Origin of the sequence: Pseudorhodoplanes sp., assembly GCF_050250235.1 — a bacterium.
In the GTDB taxonomy this organism is placed as follows: domain Bacteria; phylum Pseudomonadota; class Alphaproteobacteria; order Rhizobiales; family Xanthobacteraceae; genus Pseudorhodoplanes.
Map to the genome: position 1 here is coordinate 57,764 of NZ_JBFWPA010000022.1, position 18,145 is coordinate 75,908.

Below are 18,145 nucleotides of genomic sequence, written 5' to 3' on the forward strand. Positions count from 1 at the left end.
GCGCCAGTGCGCCGCCTTCCGTCCCTCACGGCTCCGGACCTGCAGCAAGCGATCAGGTCCGCCCATCAACCCCCCTGGACCTGGCTGCGCACGATCTTCGCACCTTCCACCATCGACTTCATTTTTCCCCAAGCGACATCTCGTGGCAGATACTTGAGCCCGCAGTCCGGCGCGACGACGATGCGTTCCGGCGGCACATGCGTCAGGGCGCGGCGAATTCGAGCTGCGACGGTTTCGGGCGCTTCCACGGTCATGTCGGAGAGGTCCAGTACGCCGAGAATGATGGTCTTGGTTGGAAGGGTTCGGAGGATCGACGTATCGAGCGAGGATTGAGCCGTCTCAATGGAGATTTGGTTGGCGAGCGATTGCTCGAGCTCCGGCAGGAACGAATAGCCCGCCGGCCGCGCGTGGATGACGGCGGCATAGCCGAAGCAGATATGCACTGCGGTTGTCCCTTTGACGCCATCGAGGGACCGGTTCAGCGCCCGAAGGCCATACTGCCGTGCCGGCTCAGGCCGCGCCTGCATATACGGTTCGTCAATTTGCACGATATCGGCGCCGGCCGCGAACAGGTCATTGATTTCCTCGTTGATCGCGACGGCGTAGTCCATCGCAGCCTTTTCCGGATCGCCGTAAAAATCGTCTTGCGCCTGCTGCGACATCGTGAACGGGCCGGGCACGGTAATCTTGATCGTGCGGTCCGTGTTGGTGCGCAGAAAGCTCACGTCGCGCACGCCGACGGCATGTCTGCGCCGAACCGGTCCAACGATGCGCGGTACGGGATTCGGATGTCCGGAACGATCGAGTGCGGTCCCGGGATTGTCGATGTCGACGCCGTCGAGCGCGGTGGCAAACCGGTTCGAATAGCTCTCGCGCCGCATCTCCCCGTCGGTGATGATATCGAGGCCGGCGCGCTCCTGATCGCGGATCGCGAGCAGCGTCGCGTCGTCTTGTGCCTGTTCAAGAAACTCCGGAGCTACTCGCCAAAGCTCCCTGGCGCGCACCCGCGGCGGAAAGCGCCCGGCCAGATTCTTGCGGTCGATGAGCCAGTCTGGCTGACTGTAGGAACCGACCAATGACGTGGGCAACAAGGGCAGCATTTCATGTCCTCCCCGAAGTGTATTGTTTCGGCGCGGTGGCGTGCCAGCCGAATGTTTGTGTCGATACAATAGACGTGTTCGGTCCGTACGCAAGAACATGCCGAAGCCATATTCGTTGCAAGCATTGCCAACGCGGTACGTGCGCGCGCATTGATCGGCACACGATTGCGCCCCCAAGGATTTCTGCGCCTCGGCAATGTCGCGGACCGCCCGCGCGACGCGCGACTACCGAAGACCGGGCGACCGTTTCGAGAATTGGCCGCGCATGTCACTTCTGGTGTGCGTCCCCTGAAGCGCGTGATCATCGGTCGTGGTGCTCTGTACGACGAGCGGATGAAGGAAGAACGCGATGCGCAAGCATGATCTGCGGTCGCCAATGGAGCGATGCGCATAACTTGCGCGCGAGTGCGACGTGAACGTGCCGTGCGCTTCGCTCGACCGCAGTCGGAACGGCGACGGAAAAACAAAAAGCTATACAATACTTGTATCTGTACAAACAATATGTTTGTATTGATACAATTCAATAAGATGGGCGGTGCGGGGCTCACAGTTTGCGGATTGATCGCGGATCGGCTGTGGGGTGTGTGGTTATCGAGTAGCGAGGCAGGCGCACAGGGTTTGTGGCGGCAATGGCCGGGGCGATGGATTGGAGTATCGATCAGGTCACGGCCTGAGGATTCGCATCCACTCAGGAACGAAGTTTTCGGCACCGAGAAGTGCGGCCAAACGAAGTGGATGCCTTCACACAAGTGAGCAAGCGACGAGGATGATCTGAAGTCCGGGTAGGGAAGCTCAACAGAGAGAGCCAGAGGAGATCCAGAGATGACGTATCAATGCCTTCTGCTCGCGGGAGCGGCCGCCCTGTCAATGGTTGCGACGGAGGCCCTCGCACAAGACAAGCCGGTAAATCTCAGACTTAGCTATTGGGTGGCGCCGAGTCACATGTTGACCCCCGGCTACAAGGACTGGGCTGCGGCGTTGGAAAAGGAATCTGGCGGCACCATCAAGACCACGCTGTTCCCGTCCAGCCAGCTCGGGTCCGGGTCCGATCACTACGACATGGTGCGGCGCGGTATTGCTGACGTTGGTCTCATCAGCCCGGGTTACACCGCGGGTCGCTTCCCGGTTATCGCGGCGGTGGATCTGCCGTTCCTGGTCTCCGACAGCAGCAAGGCGGCGCCGGCGATCCGCCGTTGGTATGCCAAATACGCGGAAAAGGAGATGTCGGACCATTACGTCTGCGCGATCGTCTTGCATGAGCCCGGCACATTTCACTCCGCAAAGAAGGAAATTCGCGTTCCGAGCGACATGAAGGGGCTGAAAGTCCGATCCGCGAACCAGACGATCGGTACTCTGATCGCCTCGACCGGCGGCAATGCCGTGCAGGTGCCGATCATGGAGGCGTACGATACGCTGAAGCGCGGAATCACAGACGCGATAACGATTCCCTGGGACAATCTCACGCATCCGGCATTCAAATTCGGCGAGGTTACCGCCTATTCGCTGGATGTGCCGTTGTACGTTTCCGCCTTTACACATGGCATCAGCCGCAAGACCTACGATTCGCTGTCTCCGGCTCAAAAGAAGGCGATCGATGCCGTGTGTACTCCGGAATGGTCGGCCAAAATTCAGGCGCATTGGTACAAGGACGCCGTCGTGCGCACGCAAGACATCCGGACATCCGGCCGCAAGCTGACAAAGCCCAGCGCGGAAGAGCTAGAATTGTGGCGGGATGCGGCGCAGCCCATCTATGCTGCATGGGCGACTTCGGTGAAGAACGCGGGCTACGATCCGGAAGTCGTTTTGAACGAGCTCAAGGAAGAGCTCAAGAAGGCCGGCGCACTCTACTGATTGCCGTCGCTCCTCCGGCCCGTCTGGCTTCGAGCCCGGCGGGTCGGCGAGCGGCCGCAGGGATCGTCGCGCGTGAATGCCTTTGTTGACATCGTCGAGCGGATCGCCGGGTACCTGATCGGGGTCCTTGCGGTCATCACCTGCAGCCAGGCGATCCTGCGTTATACCTTCAACGTGCATATCCCCGATGGCTTCATCATCGGGCAGACCATGCAAGGTATCGCGATCTTCTGGGGGATCGCGACGGCGACATACGCAAACCGGCACGTCACCGTAGATGTCCTCTACGAATTCTCGGGCCCGCGGCCGCGTCGCGTGATGGATCTCGCCGCCTACACCGTCAATCTCGCCTTCATGGCGCTGTTCGGCTTTGCCATGACCTACAAGACGTTCGACATCTTGGCGACAGGCGAGATCTCCACCGAACTGCGCATTCCGATCTGGACAGGCTACACGCTGGCCGCACTCGGGGTGCTTGCCGCCGCGACCACTGCCGGCATCCGCTGGTGGCAGGTCGTCGTGCAAAGGCGGTAACCGCGCATGTCCGAACAGATGCTTGTTGCTGTCAGTGGCTGTGTCGCCGTCCTCGCGCTGATGCTGATCCGCGTGCCGATCGCGATAAGCCTGGCCTCTGTGGCGGTCGCCGGCTTTGCCTATCTTGTCGGTCCCGGCCCCGCCTTGGGAATACTGATCGACTCGCCGATCCGGACCGTCACCAATTTCAATTTCAGCGTCATTCCGATGTTCGTCCTGATGGGCGCGCTCGTCGCCGCTTCGGGGATGAGCCGCGAGCTGTTTCGCGCAGCCAACGCCTGGGTTGGGCATCTTCCGGGCGGCATGGCGATGGCGACGATCCTCGCCTGCGGAGGCTTCGCCTCGATCAATGGCTCCTCGGTCGCGAGCGCGGCGACCATGACCCATGTGGCACTACCCGAAATGCGCCGGGCTGGAAACGATCCCGGCCTTTCTGCCGGCGTAATAGCCGCCGGCGGAACGCTTGGGATCATGATCCCGCCGTCGGTGATGTTCATTCTCTACGCGGTGCTCACCGATACAGATGTTGTGTCGCTGTTCATCGCGGGAATCGTGCCAGGCCTGATGGCGATCGTGATGTATTGCATCACCGTCCAGATAATCTTTCTGCTGAGACCCGAATGGCTCCCACGTGGTTCGCGGGCAGATCGCAAGGAGAAACTCGCCAGCCTGCGCGCAATCTGGGCGACGGGCCTTCTGTTCGCGCTGGTGATGGGTGGCATCTATTTCGGCGTCGTGACCATTACCGAAGCGGCCGGTCTCGGCGTCTTCGGTGCTCTGATCATTGGTGTCGCACGCGGGCGCCTGCCATGGTCGGCAGTAGAAGAGAGCCTTATCGAAGCCTTGCGTACATCCGCTGCCATATTCTTCATCCTCATCGCGGCGTTCCTATTTCAATATTTCCTGGCGGTAAGCCAGCTTTCCCAACTGCTCGGCGAGGCACTCGAGAGTTTGCCGGTCGGTCCGATTGGAGTCGTGATCGCGATCCTGGCATTCTACATAATCGTCGGCATGTTCGTGGACGAACTCGCGATCATGCTGCTGACCATTCCGATCGTGTTTCCGATCGTCGTGAATCTCGGCTTCGATCCCGTGTGGTTTGGGGTGCTGGTGGTCGTCACCATTCAGATCGGACTGATTGCTCCGCCCGTGGGTATCGTCTGTTTCATCATCAACAACATGGTGCCTGACATTGGCATCGTGAACATATATCGCGGCGCGATGCCATTTGTGATCGCCGATCTGGTCTGGCTCGCGCTTCTGGTGGCGTTCCCGTCGTTGTCATTGTACTTGGGACGGCTAATGAATTGACGATATTTGGGTTAGGCCGCAAAGCATTCTCTGCTCGTTGAGTCGTTCGTACCGTAGTGAAGACACTCTCGGCCATTTGCCGAAGCTCCGCCTGACCGCCGCCAAACGAGTTTCTGACTATTGCATCACGATCTGCGTGCCGGTTGCGCCGTTCAGCAGCCGCCTCAGATGGAATCCGCCAAGCTTGTCGTCGGAAAAGTTGCCGACATGCGCGGCGAATGCGGCCATGGCGCCGGCGTCGGACGCTTCCAGCAGTCCGAACGCCTTCGCATAACTGGCGGTCGATGGATGTGCATGCTGGTCTTCGGTCAGCGGCTCGTAAACACGCATGGCGCTGCTCCGTCCGCGCAGAACGATGTCGCCAACCGGCCGGCCGGCAAAAGCGTCAATGCGCGAGGCCAGATCGCCGCTGACGCAAATCCGCGTGCCCAATTGTTTGTTGACGGCTTCCAGCCGCGCCGCGATATTGATCGTGTCTCCATAGGCCGTGTAATCGAAGAACCGGCCCCCGCCGAAATTTCCGACGATGGCCGGGCCGGAATGCGCGCCTATTCTTGTCTCGCCGAGCGGGATACCCTTTTGGCGCCAGCGTTCCTGTAGCGACCTCGCGTAACGGTCCAGTTCCAGCGCGCAGGCCGCGGCGCGGGCCGCATGGTCGGACTGGTCGCCGGGCGCGCCAAACAGCACATGCAGCGCATCTCCGATGATCTTGGCGACGGTTCCGTCATGCTGGAAAACGATATCCGACATGCCCGTGAGATAGTCGTTGAGCAGTGGACTGAGCACGTCGGGCTCGAGGGTCTCGACAAGCGTTGTAAAGCCGGCGATGTCGGTGAACAGTGAGGTTATTTCGCGGCGCTGACCCGCAAGACTGACCGCATCGGCGTCGCTTGCCAGCCGCAGCGCCAGGTTCGGAGAAAAATAGCGCGACAGCGATGCGTGCGCGCGTTCCGATTCCGACTGACGACGCTGCGCCTCGCGCATCGTCTCGACATGGCGGATCGTTCTGGCGATCGTGGTCTCAAGGTCGCCGAAATCGATCGGCTTGGTCAGAAAGTCGAACGCGCCGCGGTTCATGGCGACGCGAATGTTGGCCATATCGCCATAGGCCGACACGATGATCGTTGAGAGCGTTCCGTCGCGCTCCTGAAGCTTTTCCAGAAGCGAAAGCCCATCCATCCGCGGCATGTTGATGTCGCTGATGACCATGTCGACCGCCGGGTCAGTCTGCAGCATCGCCAGGGCGTCGATCCCGTCGCGTGCGAACGAGAAAATAACCGTACCTTCCTTGATCTGGCGCCGGAACTTTTGCGACAGCAGGGATTCCAGATCGGGTTCGTCGTCGACGACAAGAATGCGGGGACAGTTCATGCGGCCTGGCCGATTCGCGACTCGATTTCATGGCGCAGCGTTCCGAAATCGATCGGCTTCGTGATCAAAGCCTCGGCACCGCCGTCCAGCGCCTTGCGCCGGGTCTCCGCGTCGCCGTAGGCCGTTATCATGATGATGGGCACATCCGGCCGGATCGCCTTGGCTTTCGGAAGAAGTTCGAGCCCGCTCATCCCAGGCATGTTGATGTCGGACAGGATCAGGATCAGCGAGGGGATGGACGAATCCGCGATCTTTTGCAGCGCCTCTGCGGCGGAGTGAGCGAAGATCATCACGAAACGTTCCGCCCGCAATTCGCGGCGGAACTGCTGGCGGAACAGAGCCTCGACATCCGGTTCGTCGTCCACCACCAATACCAACAGACTCACGGCTACCCCTCCGGTTTTCCGAAAGACGCCGCATTGCGCGGCAATGTGATCCTGAATTCCGTGAACTCACCGGCCCTTGTGTCGACTTCGATCGTGCCGGAATGCTGCTTGACGATGATATCATAGCTGATGGACAGACCGAGGCCGGTGCCCTCTCCGGCCGGTTTTGTCGTGAAGAACGGATCGAACATCTTTTCCTTCACCTCCGGCGGAATACCGATTCCGTTGTCGCGAATCCTGATTTCCACCCGGTTGCCGAGGTTTCTGGTGGCGATCGCCAGAACCGGTTCGAAGCTGCCGTCGGCGCTGTCGGCCTTGCGTTTGGTCGCGGCGTAAAAACCGTTCGAGATCAGATTCAGAAACACGCGCGTCATTTCCTGCGGGAACAGATCGACGTCGCCGGCATCCGGATCGAAGGACCTTTCCAGGGTGATGTTGAAGCCCTGCCTTTCCGCCCGAGCGCCATGGTAGGCCAGGTTCAGGCTTTCCTCGACGATCGCGTTGATGCCCACCGGACGATGCTCTCCGGATCCGGTGCGGGAATGCAACAGCATGTTCTTGACGATGGAGTCGGCGCGCTTTCCGTGCTGAACGATCTTTTCGAGGTTGCCGCGCAGCATGTCGCCGAGTTCGATCACCTCCGCGGCGATGCCGGGTTCGAGCTTCGCGCCCCTCACCGCATCCTGCAACTCGTCGAGCAGTTCGGTGGAAATCGAAGAAAAATTGTTAACGAAGTTGAGCGGATTCTTGATCTCGTGCGCAATGCCGGCGGTCAACTGGCCGAGCGAGGCGAGCTTTTCAGTCTGAACCAGCCGGTCCTGGGCGGCCCGCAACTCGTGCAGCGATTTTGACAATTCGGCGGTGCGCTGCGCGACCTTCTGCTCGAGGCCCGCATATGACTCTTCGAGCCGTTTGGTCATATCGTTGAATTGATCGGCAAGCGCCTCGAGCTCATCGCCGGTCTTGACCGAGATGCGATGCGAGAGATCGCCGCTGCCGATGCGGGCGGCGCCGAGCTGCAAGGCGCGGATCGGCCCGACCATGCGCCGCGCCAGGAACATGCCCGCCAGGACTGCAAAAATCAGCGCAGCCAGCAGGATCAGGGCGAGACGCCGTAGCGCCGAATATAGCGGGGCGTTTGCCTCATCCGCCGGCAGCTCGACGAAAACCTGCCAGCCCAGTTTGGGCACCGGGGCATGTGCGGTCAGGACGCTCTTGCCCTGGATATTCTGAACGGCTTGCGTGGGGTCCGTGCCGCCTGGGCCGCCGCGCGCGGCATTCACCTGCGACAGTTTCGACATATCGGTATTGCGCAGAACCAGGCTGATATCGGGGTGCGCTATGAGCCGGCCCTGCGCGTCGACGACATAGGCCTGCCCGCGCTCGCCGACCTTGATCTGCGATACGACATCCCAGATCAGCTTGAGATTGACCTCGGCGACGCTGACGCCGGCATCCTTGCGCGTCCCCGTAATCGCCAGAGTCATGTACGGCTCGGATTCGCGCCGGAAATAGACCGGGCCGTAATAGACCTTGTGGGCCACGGCCTCCTTGAATTTCGGGTCTTGCGAATAGTCGGTGTTGCTGCCGATCACATCCATGGCGAGGCGCGAGACCCGCAGCCGCTCCTTGCCGGTGGCGTCGAGCTGCGACAATTCCGTGATTGCGGGAACCTGACGCAGAAGCCGCAGCGCGTCGAACCTGCGCTGCTCGACCGTGCCGGTCGACCACGGCAACTGCGTGGTCCAGCCGAGCTGGCTTTCTATCTCGGTGATGAATTGCCCGATCTTCGCCGAAGCCGCCTCGGCCTGCTCGCGCTGGATCCGCACCAGCGCGTTCTTGTGTTCCCGATAATAGAACCAGACGTCGAAAATGCCGTTGCCGAGCAGAGCGACGCTCACTACCGCCGCGAACAATCCAACATATTTGGCGAACAGACGGCTGCGCGCCCGCGGCTGCGCCACGCCCTGCGCCGGACCGACTGTGGTGTCCGGTCCGGCAGACGCATTGTCGTGGGCGGAGGCAATCGTCACGGCTTGTAGCAGACGGGCGCACTAGTCAGCCCTGTCTCCTTCGGATAGCGCCCGTCCATGCGGTCACGCAGGCGCTGGCATAACACGGCTCGGCGAATCATTCGATTACCTCGTCAGCGCGGGACAGGATGATCGGGCTGAGAGGGACGCCCATCTGCTGGGCGAGTTTGCCGTTGATCGTGAGATAAACTTTCGCCGGACGTTCGATCGGAAGGTCTGCCGGTCGAGCGCCCTTCAGCACGCGATCCACGTAGTCGGCGGCGCGCGCGAATGTCGCCGGAATGTCAGCGCCGTACCACATCAGACCGCCAGCGTCGAAGAAATTGCGCAGCGCATAGATTGTCGGCAGTTTGTGTTTTTCCGCCAGAGCAACAATGCGCGACGCCTGACCCGTGAACAGCGGATCCTGTTGCACGATCAAGCCCTGCGAGCCCTTCGCCGCGAGTTCGACGAAGGCCGCGTCAAACTGAGCCGGCGACGTGGTCGTGACCGTCACCATTTGTACGCCAAGCCGCTTGGCCGCCGCCTCCATTTCCTCCAGCTGTGGGTTGTGCAGGCCGTAATTAGGATTTGCGAGATAACCGACCGTCCGCAGGTCCGGCAGCGCCTCTTTCAGGACTTCAAGACGCTTGGGCATCAGCTCGCGATTGATGGTGATCGACCCCGTGAAATTGCCCTCCGGTCGATTGAAATGAGTGGCCGCCCCGATTTCGCTCGCATCGCTGACGCCCGCAAAGATGACGGGGATGTTAGATATGTGCTTCTGAAGGGTGATCACCGCCGGGGTAAATCCGGCGAAAATGACGTCCGGTCGCGCGTCGACCGCTTGCTTGGCGCTCGCGGCCAACAATGCCGGATCACCTCCGGAAAAGTGTCGGACGAGCCGCACATTCTCGCCATCGCGCCAGCCGAGTTCCGCCAGATGAGCTTCGAAAGCCTTATACATCGGTAGACTTTGCTGGCAGTGGCAGACAACAGCGACGGTCTTCTTGTCCTGCGCCATCGCCGTGACGGCCGGGGCAAGAGCTGTGGCCGTCAAAGCCGCAAGAACAATCGTCTTCATCGCTCTGTCCCGCTCCCATACGAACCGCGGCCTCACCGCACCTGAATGAGCCGCCTGCAACGCATCATTCGATCACTTCATTCGCGCGCTGCATGAACGCTTCCGGGATTGTAATGCCGAGCGCCTTCGCAGCGTTGAGATTGACAATCATCTCAAATGCGCTCGGGAAAGTCACCGGCAACTCCGCCGGCTTTGCGCCTTTGAGGATTTTATCGATGTGGCCTGCCGTCTCCCGCATCATGGCGTCGAAGTCCGCTGAGTATGACATGAGTCCGCCGAGGCGCGGCAGAATGTGCGGGCTTCCAACGGTGGGCAGCCGGTGTCTGGTCGCAAGTTCCACCGCGTCCTTGCGCACCAGGCTCCCCTGTATCACAAGGGCTTCGGCGCGATCGGCGACGATGGTCGCGAACGCGGCATCAAGCGGCTCGGATGGCCGCACCATGACCGGAAGCACCTCCAGTTTCATTATTCCCGCGACCCGCCGGATTTCGGCGAGATAGGGCTTCGTGAACGGGTCGGTCTGGTTGGCGAGCACAGCGATGCGTCGCGCCGCGGGCAGAAGTTCCCGGATCAGTTCGACAGTCTTGCCCGCAACCTCAACGGCGCCGGCGGTTGTGCCGGTGAGGTTGCCGCCCGGGCGGGCATAGCTCGCGATCAGTCCTGTCCCGAGAGGATCGCCGGTGGCTGCGAACACCACCGGAATGTCGCTCGTAGCTTCTTTGGCGGCGGTGGCCGCCGGCGTCTGGTAGGCGACGATCACATCGGCCTTGGCCGCCACCAGTTCGGCCGCCTGTCCCGCGAGACGGTCGGCGCTCCCTTCGGCGTTCCGAATCTCCAGCCGGATGTTGCGGCCTTCGCCATATCCCAGTTGCTGCAGGCCCGCGCGCAGCGCCCTCAGGAAGTTGTCGGGCGGCGGATTGCCGAGCGCGAGCACGCCGAGCACCGGAACCTTCGCTTGCTGCGCGCGCGCTCCTCCCGCCCATATCAGCGACCAAGCCGAAACGATGACGGTTGATGCGAGAAACGTGCGACGCCTCATTTGATCACCTCGTCGGCACGGCCAGTGACCGCTAGCTGAACCGAAAGTCCATGCGCTTCTGCTGGCCATTCTCGTTGACCGCATGAACCTGAAACACGCTCTGGCCAAGATCGATTATGCCAAGATCGATTATGCCAAGATCGATTATGCCAAGATCGATTATGCCAAGATCGATTCCGGTCGCGCGCGAGCCTTGTCATAGCCACCTCTTTCGGACGCCTGCGGCCATCGCAGCATGCCAGTTGCGGGGAGCGGCCTCCATCCCATCGGGTCGGCGAAGGTCCGGTTGATTTCACGCTTGACAAGTGCACAAGACGTCGAGTTGTACTAAGACATGTACGGGCGACAACTCTTGAGGATATTCCAATGAGCACCCGCCGCCATGCGGCGACCCGCGCTTCCGGCAGTCCACTTTACTTGCAGATCGTGGAAAGGCTTCGAGAGAAGATCAGTTCCGGCCTGCACGATCCCGGCAGCCTTCTCCCAAGCGAGGCGGCCCTGACCAAGGAGTTCGGCGTCAGCAGGGTCACAATACGCCAGGCGCTCTCCGAGCTCGAACAGAGAGGGCTCATCTATCGACAGCAAGGGCGCGGGACGTTCGTCAGTGAACCGCATTTGCGACAGCAGATGAACGAAGAAGCTCAGACGATCGTGGAGGCGCTTCGGCGCGAGGGCATAGATCCCGAAATCAAGATCATTGGCCTTGACCGCGTCAAACCCGATCCGCAGGTGGCCGCGCTATTGGGAACCGGAGATGATGAGATTTCGAACTTAACCCGGCTGTATTTGCACAACTCGGTCCCCATCGCGCTCGCAACCCTCAACCTGCCGATCTCCATGAGCGGCGTCGCCTATATTCTGTCGCAGGGGAAGGAGCCCGGCCAGACCACCTATTCGCTGTTCGAATCCATGGGGCTTGTAATCAAGGAGGCGAGACATGTCATCAAGACGGTTGCCCTGGATGCGGTAACCGCCGGTCACCTGCACATGAAGCCGGGTGACATCTGTCTCGCTACCGATCGCATCACTTATTCGAACAATGGCTCTGTTTTGGAGCTGACCAAGTTCATCTATCCGCCTGGCCGCATGCGCTTCGAAATCACCCTGCCGCGCAGCAGCTCGGCCAAGGTTGTTCGCATCTATTCAAGGGACGATCCCGCGCCGGCGGTGCGCAAGCCGTCCCGCTCACCGTCCGTGCGCAGACAGCCCGCGACCCGGGCCGATTGACAACTTGTATTATTATGATAGACGTCTAATACATTAGGCGGGTGTCCCTCTCCCGCGTCGAGGAGTCCGATTATGGAAGTCGTAGCGCTGAAGGACGTGAAGGCTCGGATTACCACCGACCTTTATATTTCGGGCAAGTTCGTCCGCGGCGCGGGTGCGCCAGCGGCCAGCATCACCAACCCTTACGACAACAGCGAAATCTGCAAGATTGCGCCGGCCAGCGAAGAGCAGGTCGATGCGGCGATCGACGCCGCGCACAGCGCATTCAAGCATCCGTCCTGGAAACGGCTTACCGGACGTGAGCGCGGCGTATTGCTGCACCGTCTCGCCGACCTGCTGCGACGCGATGTTGAAGCGTTCGCCACCATCGAGTCGATCGATACCGGCATCCCGATCCGGGAAACCCGGATGGAGATAGCGACCTCGGCCATTCATCTTGAATATTTTGCCGGTCTCGCCGGCAAGATCGAGGGCGCATACCAGGATCTTGGGACGCGCTTCAATTACACTCGTCGTGAGCCATTCGGGGTGATCGGCCAGATCGTGCCCTGGAACACTCCGCTGAAACTCATGGCGCGCGGGTTCGGCGCCGCGGTCGCTTGCGGCAACACGATGGTGGTGAAGCCGTCCATCGTCGCGCCGCTGAGCATCCTTCGCTTTTCCGAACTGGTCGATGAGGCCGGGTTTCCGGAAGGAACCATCAATGTCATCACCGGAGCCGGGCGCACTGTCGGCAAGCGCATCGTTGAGCATCCGAAAGTCCGCAAGATCATCTTCACGGGTGGTACCGAGGGTGGGCGCGAGATCCTTCGCCAGGCTGCCTACACGATCACTCCAGCCGTGCTCGAACTCGGCGGCAAGGGACCAATCATTGTCGACGAGCATATCGACTGGGCCGAGACCCTTGATGGCGTTCTGACCCAGGCTTTCGCCCGCAAGGCGGAGGTTTGCTTTGCAGGCACGCGATTGTTCCTGCCTGCAAAGATTCACGACAAGTTCGTCGCCGACCTGGCAGCGATGGCGGAGCGCATCCCGATGGGCAACCCTCTCGATGGGAAAACCCAACTCGGTCCGCTGATGACGCCGGAGCGGCTGGATGACATCCTGAAGCAGGTCAATGCCGCTGAAACCGCAGGCGCCAAGGTCTATTGCGGCGGCAAGAAAGAGCTCGGCGCGGGTCTCGCAAAGGGGAATTTCATTCGTCCGACCATCGTCACCGACGTCCAGCCGGACATGGCCGTGGCGCGCGACGAATTGTTCGGTCCGGTGCTGTGCGTGACGCCGTATCGCCAGATCGACGAGGCGATCACGATGGCCAACGACTCCGATTTCGGGCTCGCAAGCTATGTCTGGTCGAACGATATTCGGGTCAGCCATCACATTGCGCAGGAACTGGAATCCGGCAACGTCTTCCTCAACGCATACGGTTATCAGTCGGAGATCCCGTTCGGCGGCTACAAGCTGAGCGGCATCGGCAGGGAGCATGGATCCGAAGCCATGCACGAATATACGCAAGTGAAGAGCGTGACCGTCGGGCTCGATCGCTTCAAGTCGCGGTTCGAAATCTGATTTGCCGGGTGCGGCGTCTGATGAAATGGCGCGAAAATGGTGAAGATTTGCGTTTTTGGCGCGGGCGCCATCGGTGGCTATCTGGCCGCTGAACTGGCGCTGGCGGGCGAAGATGTCTGTGTCATCGCACGCGGCGCGCACCTCGAAGCGATCAGATCGAGCGGGCTCACTCTGCGGATTGGCGGGGTCGAAAAAAATGTATTGATTCCCGCAAGCGACCGTGCGGATGCCTTCGGGCATCAGGAATACGTGTTCTGCGCGCTCAAGGCCCATCAGGCACACGAGCATGCTCAGGACATTGTTCCTCTACTGGGACCGCATACGGCCGTCGTGACCGCCATGAACGGAATTCCCTGGTGGTACTTTTATAAGAACGGTGGCGCATTGGACGGCCGGCATCTCGAATCCGTCGATCCCGGCGGGCGCCAATGGAGCATCATCGGTCCGGAACGGGCGATCGGCTGCGTTGTCGATCCGGCCTGTGAGGTGGTCGCTCCGGGCATCATCGAACATCACGAATTCAACCGTTTCACGCTTGGAGAGCCAGATCGATCGATCTCTCCGAGGGTCAGGTCGCTGGCCGCAATCATGTCGCGGGCAGGTTTCGATGCCCCGGTTCGCGACGAAATTCGATGGAATCTCTGGCTGAAGCTCTGGGGAAACGTCTGCTTCAATCCGATCAGCGCGCTGACCCATGCGACGCTGGATCGCATCACGACGGAACCCTCGCTGCGCGCGCTCTGCAAGGTCATGATGGGCGAAGCAAAAAAGGTCAGCGACGCGCTCGGAATCCTAATCGACGAAGGCATGATGGATCGGCGGCTTGCCGCCGCCGGCAAAGCCGTCGGGCACAAGATGTCGATGTTGCAGGATCTCGAGCGCGGCCGCTCGATGGAAATCGATGCGCTGGTTACCGCCGTACAGGAACTTGGACGGATGACCGGAGTGGCCACTCCGACGATCGATCTTGTTCTTACGCTGGTTCAGGAGCGTGCGCTGCAGGCATCGCTGTACGGATATCCTGCCACGTCGCTGCAATATTTGGAATCACAAGGCGTGTCCCGTCCAATGGGCGCCGGCAGCAGGGAGAAGCACGATGCTCAACAATGACGTCTTCATCTTCGACAACGCCGTGCACAATTACGATCTTTCCGACGCCAATATGGCGCGACCCGACAGCGGGCTGGATCGGGCCTTCCATTTGCGCCTCGGCGACCGGCGTCGCACGTCCGGCCAAGAGCTGACCTATGGCAATGGTGACATGTATGCGAGCTTTGCGCGGAGATGGAATCCGAAGGATCTCGGCAAGCTTCTGTTTGACGATTCCGCGACCGACATGGCGATGGTCCAGGCCGTCGTCCTGTACGACGTCTACAAGAAGGGATTTGCGCCAGTCGAGGCTCAATATGAATTTGCCCGTGCATTTCCCGACCGCGTGATGTTTTGTGGGGGTGTCGATCCTCTCTATCCGAGCGTGGAGGGCGCTCTGGAAGAGATGGACAGACAGGTCAAAGTGCTCGGCGCCAAGTCGTTCAAATTCTACAATGCTCATATCGGCAAGTCATGGCGCGCGGACGACCCTGTGCTCGCTTATCCGCTTTACGAACGTGCGCGCGAGCTCGGCATCAAGGTCCTGCAATTCCACAAGGGATTTCCGATCACGCGGGCGCGGCTCGAAGACCTCAGCCCGTTGGATATCCAGGGCGCCGCAACGGATTTCCCGGACCTGACTTTCGCGATTCACCATCTCGCGCTGCCCTATTTCGAAGAGACGGTCTATATCGCTGCGCGGTTTCCGAATGTAATTCTGGTCCTCTCGGGAACGATGCATTTGCCGATGATCGCGCCGTGGCAGTTCAAGGACTATATGGGACGCCTCCTTCGCGATGTCGGCTCGGAGCGTATTCTATGGGGGTCGGAAGCGCCTCTATTCGGCAATCCCCAGCCGATGATCGACTGGTTCTGGAACATGGAGATTCCGGAAGAATTGCAGGACCGCTACGGCTATCCACAGATTACGCAGCAAGACAAGCGCAGAATTCTCGGTGAAAATCAGGCGCGCCTGTTCGGCGTCGACGTTGAAGCAGCAAAGCGGCAGGCGCGTGCCCGTGAGCGAACCGCGGCATGAAGCGATCTGCAGAGCAGCCGCTGTCGACCGTTGCGACCGCAATCACGGCAGCGTCATCCGGTACCGTCGGAAGTGCGGCTAGGTCGAGCCCGTCAGCGGACCTCGAAGATTGTGTCGTCGAGGTTCTGAATCTGGAGATCCGGCCGTTGCTGCTGATCCACGGCGGCGGGATCGATCTCCTTGCAATCGACGAGGACGGCCGCGTGGAACTGGAATTCCAAGGCGCCTGCCGGGGCTGCGCCTTGCAGAGTGTGACCTACGCGATCGGGGTTCGGCAGCGACTGATGGAAATTCCTGGTGTGCGTGAGGTCGACGTCAGGGGAGTCCGGCTGTCGAAAATGGCCTTGCAGAGAACCGCCGAGATGTATCGTGGCTATACGTTCCGGCCAGGAGGGACGGTGCGGTCCACCTGACTGGAATCAAGTCCAAGCGCTGAAAGTCTGGTTTGGAGGTGGCGAGACTGGTGCAAGGGATTGCGCGGCACGAAGTTCGCCGCGCAATCGGTATCGGTACAGCCGGATGCAGCGCAAGGCTGCGGGTGGCTCCGGAACGCTACTGCGTCTTGAAGATGCTCGCCATCTTGTCGGTTTCTTCCCGAATGATCTTGTCGAAGGCTCCAGGCTCATCGAACACAATCATGGCTGATTGTTTGGCCATTCTCGCTTGCGTCTCCGGGGACTGCAGGACTGCGATCGTGTCCCGATTCAGTTGCTGAAGGATTTCGGGTTTGACTCCGGCGGGTGCCATGAGCCCGAACCAGGAGTCATAGACAAACTCAAGACCGGCCTCGCGAAATGTCGGCACGTTCGGCATGTCGGCGACCCGTTTTTCGGTCGCCATGGCGATAACGCGAACCTTTTTCCCCTGAACCTGCTCGAGGGCGAGATTAACGGCCGCGAAATACATCTGCGCGTCTCCGCGGAGGATCGCGGTAAGCGATTCTGGAGCAGACTTGTAAGGGATATGCTGGACATTGATATGCGCATGTTGCCGGAAGAGGGCAGCGGCAATATAGGCTGTACTCGCAAGGCCAGGCGATGTGAAATTAAGCTTGCCCGGACTGGCCTTTGCAAGTGCAACCAGTTCCTTGAGATTTTCGGCAGGAACATCCAAGTTCACGATAAGCGACATCGGAAGCGAACTGATGCGCGTGATGCCTGTAAAATCCTTTACCGGATCGAATGGCAGGTTCTTGTTGGTGAGTCCGATCACGGTGTGTCCGTTTGACGTGATCATCAGGGTATAGCCGTCCGGAGCCACCTTTGCCGCGGCAGCTGAGCCGGCTACGCCTGGCCGGTTTTCAACGATCACCTGCTGTTTCCATTTTGCGCTGAGTCCGTCCGCAACGATGCGGGCCATGATGTCGCTCAGGCTGCCGGGACCGAAGGGAACAATGATCCGCACCGGCTGGCTTGGATAGCGTTCATTTGAATGACCCGTATTTGCCGCCGCGATTGCTGCAAAAAGCAGGGCGACCCCGATTCCGATGCGCCGGAGCATGCTGCGTCCTCCCGTGGGTTCGTTCTTGAATTATTGGATTATCGTTTCACAGACGTCTGCAGATGTCTAGACGCCTTATGCAAGATACGATCGTGGATGGCCGGGCTTCAGGCGGCGAAGGGGTGGCGCGCGGTTCCTGCGCGGACGCGTCCGCCGAACCTTCTTGATCCGCTGCTTAAGCGGCGCTCACGGCTTCCGATCCTGTATCGGACGATCCTTTGGATTGCCTGAGGTCAGATCTTCTCGGCCTTGGTCATGATGGCACGCTGGGTCCGCCGCTTTTCCAACGCGACACTCCGTTGCCACGCGGCCCGTTTTGTGACAGCAGGGCCGCTATTGGACGCCGTTTCATCGTCGGGCGAACGCCACGTATCCGACGCCTGCGCATTCGATAAATAATGTGCCGCCGATGATCTTCTGCCTGAGCAAGAGTAGCCCCCGCCGGGTAACCCGACACAACGGCGGCCCGCCATGACGCGAGAGCATCGGAGCATTTGACGCCATCCAGCAGCGATAAAAGGCGCCGCCGAAAATGTTCGGTACGGCGAGGCCCGGTCCGCCGTTTCAGATACGCAAGCTGGACAAAGGCGAGGCCGCTGGCGGCCGGGTATCGAGTTCGGTCGATACAACTTGGTCGAGCGAATCTTCTGTCAATGCATCCCAGCGTGTTGCGGCGATATGCCGTAAAGGTAATCTGCGCTGTCGCGTCGAGGCGGGAAAGACCATTTGTCGGGGAGAATGAGCAGATGCCGCTCGTCACAGTCTACACCAATACCGGTAGCCCGATTGGTTCTGACGCCGCCATGCGCCTGTTCACCGGACAGACGCTTGCGCCTCCTTCGGCTCTTTCCGGTGTGCCAAACAGCTATTCCGCGGCCCTCGGGGGCTACATCGTTACGCTCAATGGCCTCAACCTTCTTGTCGATGAGTCGCAGAATTTCACGGGCGTTCTGCAAAACATACAATTGTCGCTGGGAGGCACGCTCCTGGCGAATATGTTCGTGTCGAACTTCGAAGATCGGAAGAGCACACG

16 protein-coding genes are annotated in these 18,145 nt (G+C 60.3%); 9 read left to right on the plus strand and 7 right to left on the minus strand.

Features of this window, described 5'->3' with window-relative positions; translation table 11 throughout:
- Positions 1–65: 65 nt before the first annotated feature.
- On the minus strand, positions 66–1,100 hold the full coding sequence (locus tag AB7F49_RS12540) for a uroporphyrinogen decarboxylase family protein (protein ID WP_428522762.1): 1,035 nt from the start codon (positions 1,098–1,100) through the stop codon (positions 66–68).
- Between the two features lie 822 nt (positions 1,101–1,922).
- Here AB7F49_RS12540 and AB7F49_RS12545 point away from each other — a divergent pair.
- The 3 genes from AB7F49_RS12545 to AB7F49_RS12555 all read left to right on the plus strand — a co-directional run bounded on the left by AB7F49_RS12545 (position 1,923) and on the right by AB7F49_RS12555 (position 4,796).
- Positions 1,923–2,951 (plus strand): TRAP transporter substrate-binding protein, encoded by a 1,029-nt coding sequence (locus tag AB7F49_RS12545; RefSeq protein ID WP_428522764.1) that lies wholly within the window; start codon positions 1,923–1,925, stop codon positions 2,949–2,951.
- A 72-nt stretch (positions 2,952–3,023) separates the two neighbouring features.
- Positions 3,024–3,485 (plus strand): TRAP transporter small permease, encoded by a 462-nt coding sequence (locus AB7F49_RS12550; protein ID WP_428522766.1) that lies wholly within the window; start codon positions 3,024–3,026, stop codon positions 3,483–3,485.
- A 6-nt stretch (positions 3,486–3,491) separates the two neighbouring features.
- Entirely contained in the window at positions 3,492–4,796 is a 1,305-nt protein-coding gene (locus tag AB7F49_RS12555) for a TRAP transporter large permease (RefSeq protein WP_428522768.1), read from the plus strand.
- Positions 4,797–4,913: 117 nt separating this feature from the next.
- Here AB7F49_RS12555 and AB7F49_RS12560 read toward each other — a convergent pair whose 3' ends face one another.
- From AB7F49_RS12560 to AB7F49_RS12580, 5 genes are all read right to left on the minus strand, one after another.
- Entirely contained in the window at positions 4,914–6,167 is a 1,254-nt protein-coding gene (locus AB7F49_RS12560) for an adenylate/guanylate cyclase domain-containing protein (RefSeq protein ID WP_428522770.1), read from the minus strand.
- On the minus strand, positions 6,164–6,553 hold the full coding sequence (locus AB7F49_RS12565; RefSeq protein ID WP_428522771.1) for a response regulator: 390 nt from the start codon (positions 6,551–6,553) through the stop codon (positions 6,164–6,166). Before AB7F49_RS12565 ends, AB7F49_RS12560 begins: the two co-directional genes overlap by 4 nt.
- Positions 6,554–6,555: 2 nt before the next feature.
- On the minus strand, positions 6,556–8,586 hold the full coding sequence (locus tag AB7F49_RS12570; protein ID WP_428522773.1) for a sensor histidine kinase: 2,031 nt from the start codon (positions 8,584–8,586) through the stop codon (positions 6,556–6,558).
- Between the two features lie 97 nt (positions 8,587–8,683).
- On the minus strand, positions 8,684–9,649 hold the full coding sequence (locus AB7F49_RS12575; protein ID WP_428522775.1) for an ABC transporter substrate-binding protein: 966 nt from the start codon (positions 9,647–9,649) through the stop codon (positions 8,684–8,686).
- A gap of 64 nt (positions 9,650–9,713) precedes the next feature.
- Positions 9,714–10,688 carry an ABC transporter substrate-binding protein gene (locus AB7F49_RS12580; RefSeq protein WP_428522777.1) on the minus strand — a complete coding sequence of 325 codons (975 nt, stop codon included), beginning with the start codon at positions 10,686–10,688 and terminating at the stop codon, positions 9,714–9,716.
- 366 nt (positions 10,689–11,054) lie between these two features.
- On the opposite strand from AB7F49_RS12580, the gene AB7F49_RS12585 reads away from it, so the two are divergent.
- The 5 genes from AB7F49_RS12585 (at position 11,055) to AB7F49_RS12605 (ending at position 16,025) form a co-directional block, all read left to right on the plus strand.
- On the plus strand, positions 11,055–11,915 hold the full coding sequence (locus AB7F49_RS12585; protein ID WP_428522779.1) for a GntR family transcriptional regulator: 861 nt from the start codon (positions 11,055–11,057) through the stop codon (positions 11,913–11,915).
- A gap of 72 nt (positions 11,916–11,987) precedes the next feature.
- Complete coding sequence (locus AB7F49_RS12590; RefSeq protein WP_428522781.1) at positions 11,988–13,484, plus strand: aldehyde dehydrogenase family protein; 1,497 nt, start codon at positions 11,988–11,990, stop codon at positions 13,482–13,484.
- Positions 13,485–13,523: 39 nt separating this feature from the next.
- Positions 13,524–14,594 (plus strand): 2-dehydropantoate 2-reductase, encoded by a 1,071-nt coding sequence (locus AB7F49_RS12595; protein WP_428522797.1) that lies wholly within the window; start codon positions 13,524–13,526, stop codon positions 14,592–14,594.
- Positions 14,581–15,612: an amidohydrolase family protein gene (locus AB7F49_RS12600; RefSeq protein ID WP_428522783.1), complete on the plus strand. Its 1,032-nt coding sequence runs from the start codon at positions 14,581–14,583 to the stop codon at positions 15,610–15,612. The genes AB7F49_RS12595 and AB7F49_RS12600 overlap by 14 nt, the downstream gene beginning before the upstream one ends.
- The gene (locus tag AB7F49_RS12605) at positions 15,609–16,025 is read left to right on the plus strand and encodes a NifU family protein (protein WP_428522785.1); all 417 of its coding nucleotides are present in this window, start codon (positions 15,609–15,611) and stop codon (positions 16,023–16,025) included. Before AB7F49_RS12600 ends, AB7F49_RS12605 begins: the two co-directional genes overlap by 4 nt.
- Before the next feature lie 139 nt (positions 16,026–16,164).
- On the opposite strand, the gene AB7F49_RS12610 is transcribed toward AB7F49_RS12605, so the two are convergent.
- Positions 16,165–17,112 (minus strand): Bug family tripartite tricarboxylate transporter substrate binding protein, encoded by a 948-nt coding sequence (locus tag AB7F49_RS12610; RefSeq protein WP_428522787.1) that lies wholly within the window; start codon positions 17,110–17,112, stop codon positions 16,165–16,167.
- A gap of 746 nt (positions 17,113–17,858) precedes the next feature.
- Between AB7F49_RS12610 and AB7F49_RS12615 the strand changes: the two genes are divergently transcribed.
- Positions 17,859–18,145, plus strand: a 287-nt coding sequence (locus AB7F49_RS12615) for a hypothetical protein (RefSeq protein WP_428522789.1), incomplete at its 3' end; no start/stop codon positions are given.

Excerpts from the sequence above, each read along its gene's own strand:
- AB7F49_RS12540 (WP_428522762.1), bottom strand. The coding sequence starts at position 1,100 with ATGCTGCCCTTGTTGCCCACGTCATTGGTCGGTTCCTACAGTCAGCCA.
- AB7F49_RS12545 (WP_428522764.1), top strand. The coding sequence starts at position 1,923 with ATGACGTATCAATGCCTTCTGCTCGCGGGAGCGGCCGCCCTGTCAATG.
- AB7F49_RS12555 (WP_428522768.1), top strand. The coding sequence starts at position 3,492 with ATGTCCGAACAGATGCTTGTTGCTGTCAGTGGCTGTGTCGCCGTCCTC.
- AB7F49_RS12560 (WP_428522770.1), bottom strand. The coding sequence starts at position 6,167 with ATGAACTGTCCCCGCATTCTTGTCGTCGACGACGAACCCGATCTGGAA.
- AB7F49_RS12575 (WP_428522775.1), bottom strand. The coding sequence starts at position 9,649 with ATGAAGACGATTGTTCTTGCGGCTTTGACGGCCACAGCTCTTGCCCCG.
- AB7F49_RS12580 (WP_428522777.1), bottom strand. The coding sequence starts at position 10,688 with ATGAGGCGTCGCACGTTTCTCGCATCAACCGTCATCGTTTCGGCTTGG.
- AB7F49_RS12585 (WP_428522779.1), top strand. The coding sequence starts at position 11,055 with ATGAGCACCCGCCGCCATGCGGCGACCCGCGCTTCCGGCAGTCCACTT.
- AB7F49_RS12590 (WP_428522781.1), top strand. The coding sequence starts at position 11,988 with ATGGAAGTCGTAGCGCTGAAGGACGTGAAGGCTCGGATTACCACCGAC.
- AB7F49_RS12600 (WP_428522783.1), top strand. The coding sequence starts at position 14,581 with ATGCTCAACAATGACGTCTTCATCTTCGACAACGCCGTGCACAATTAC.
- AB7F49_RS12605 (WP_428522785.1), top strand. The coding sequence starts at position 15,609 with ATGAAGCGATCTGCAGAGCAGCCGCTGTCGACCGTTGCGACCGCAATC.
- AB7F49_RS12610 (WP_428522787.1), bottom strand. The coding sequence starts at position 17,112 with ATGCTCCGGCGCATCGGAATCGGGGTCGCCCTGCTTTTTGCAGCAATC.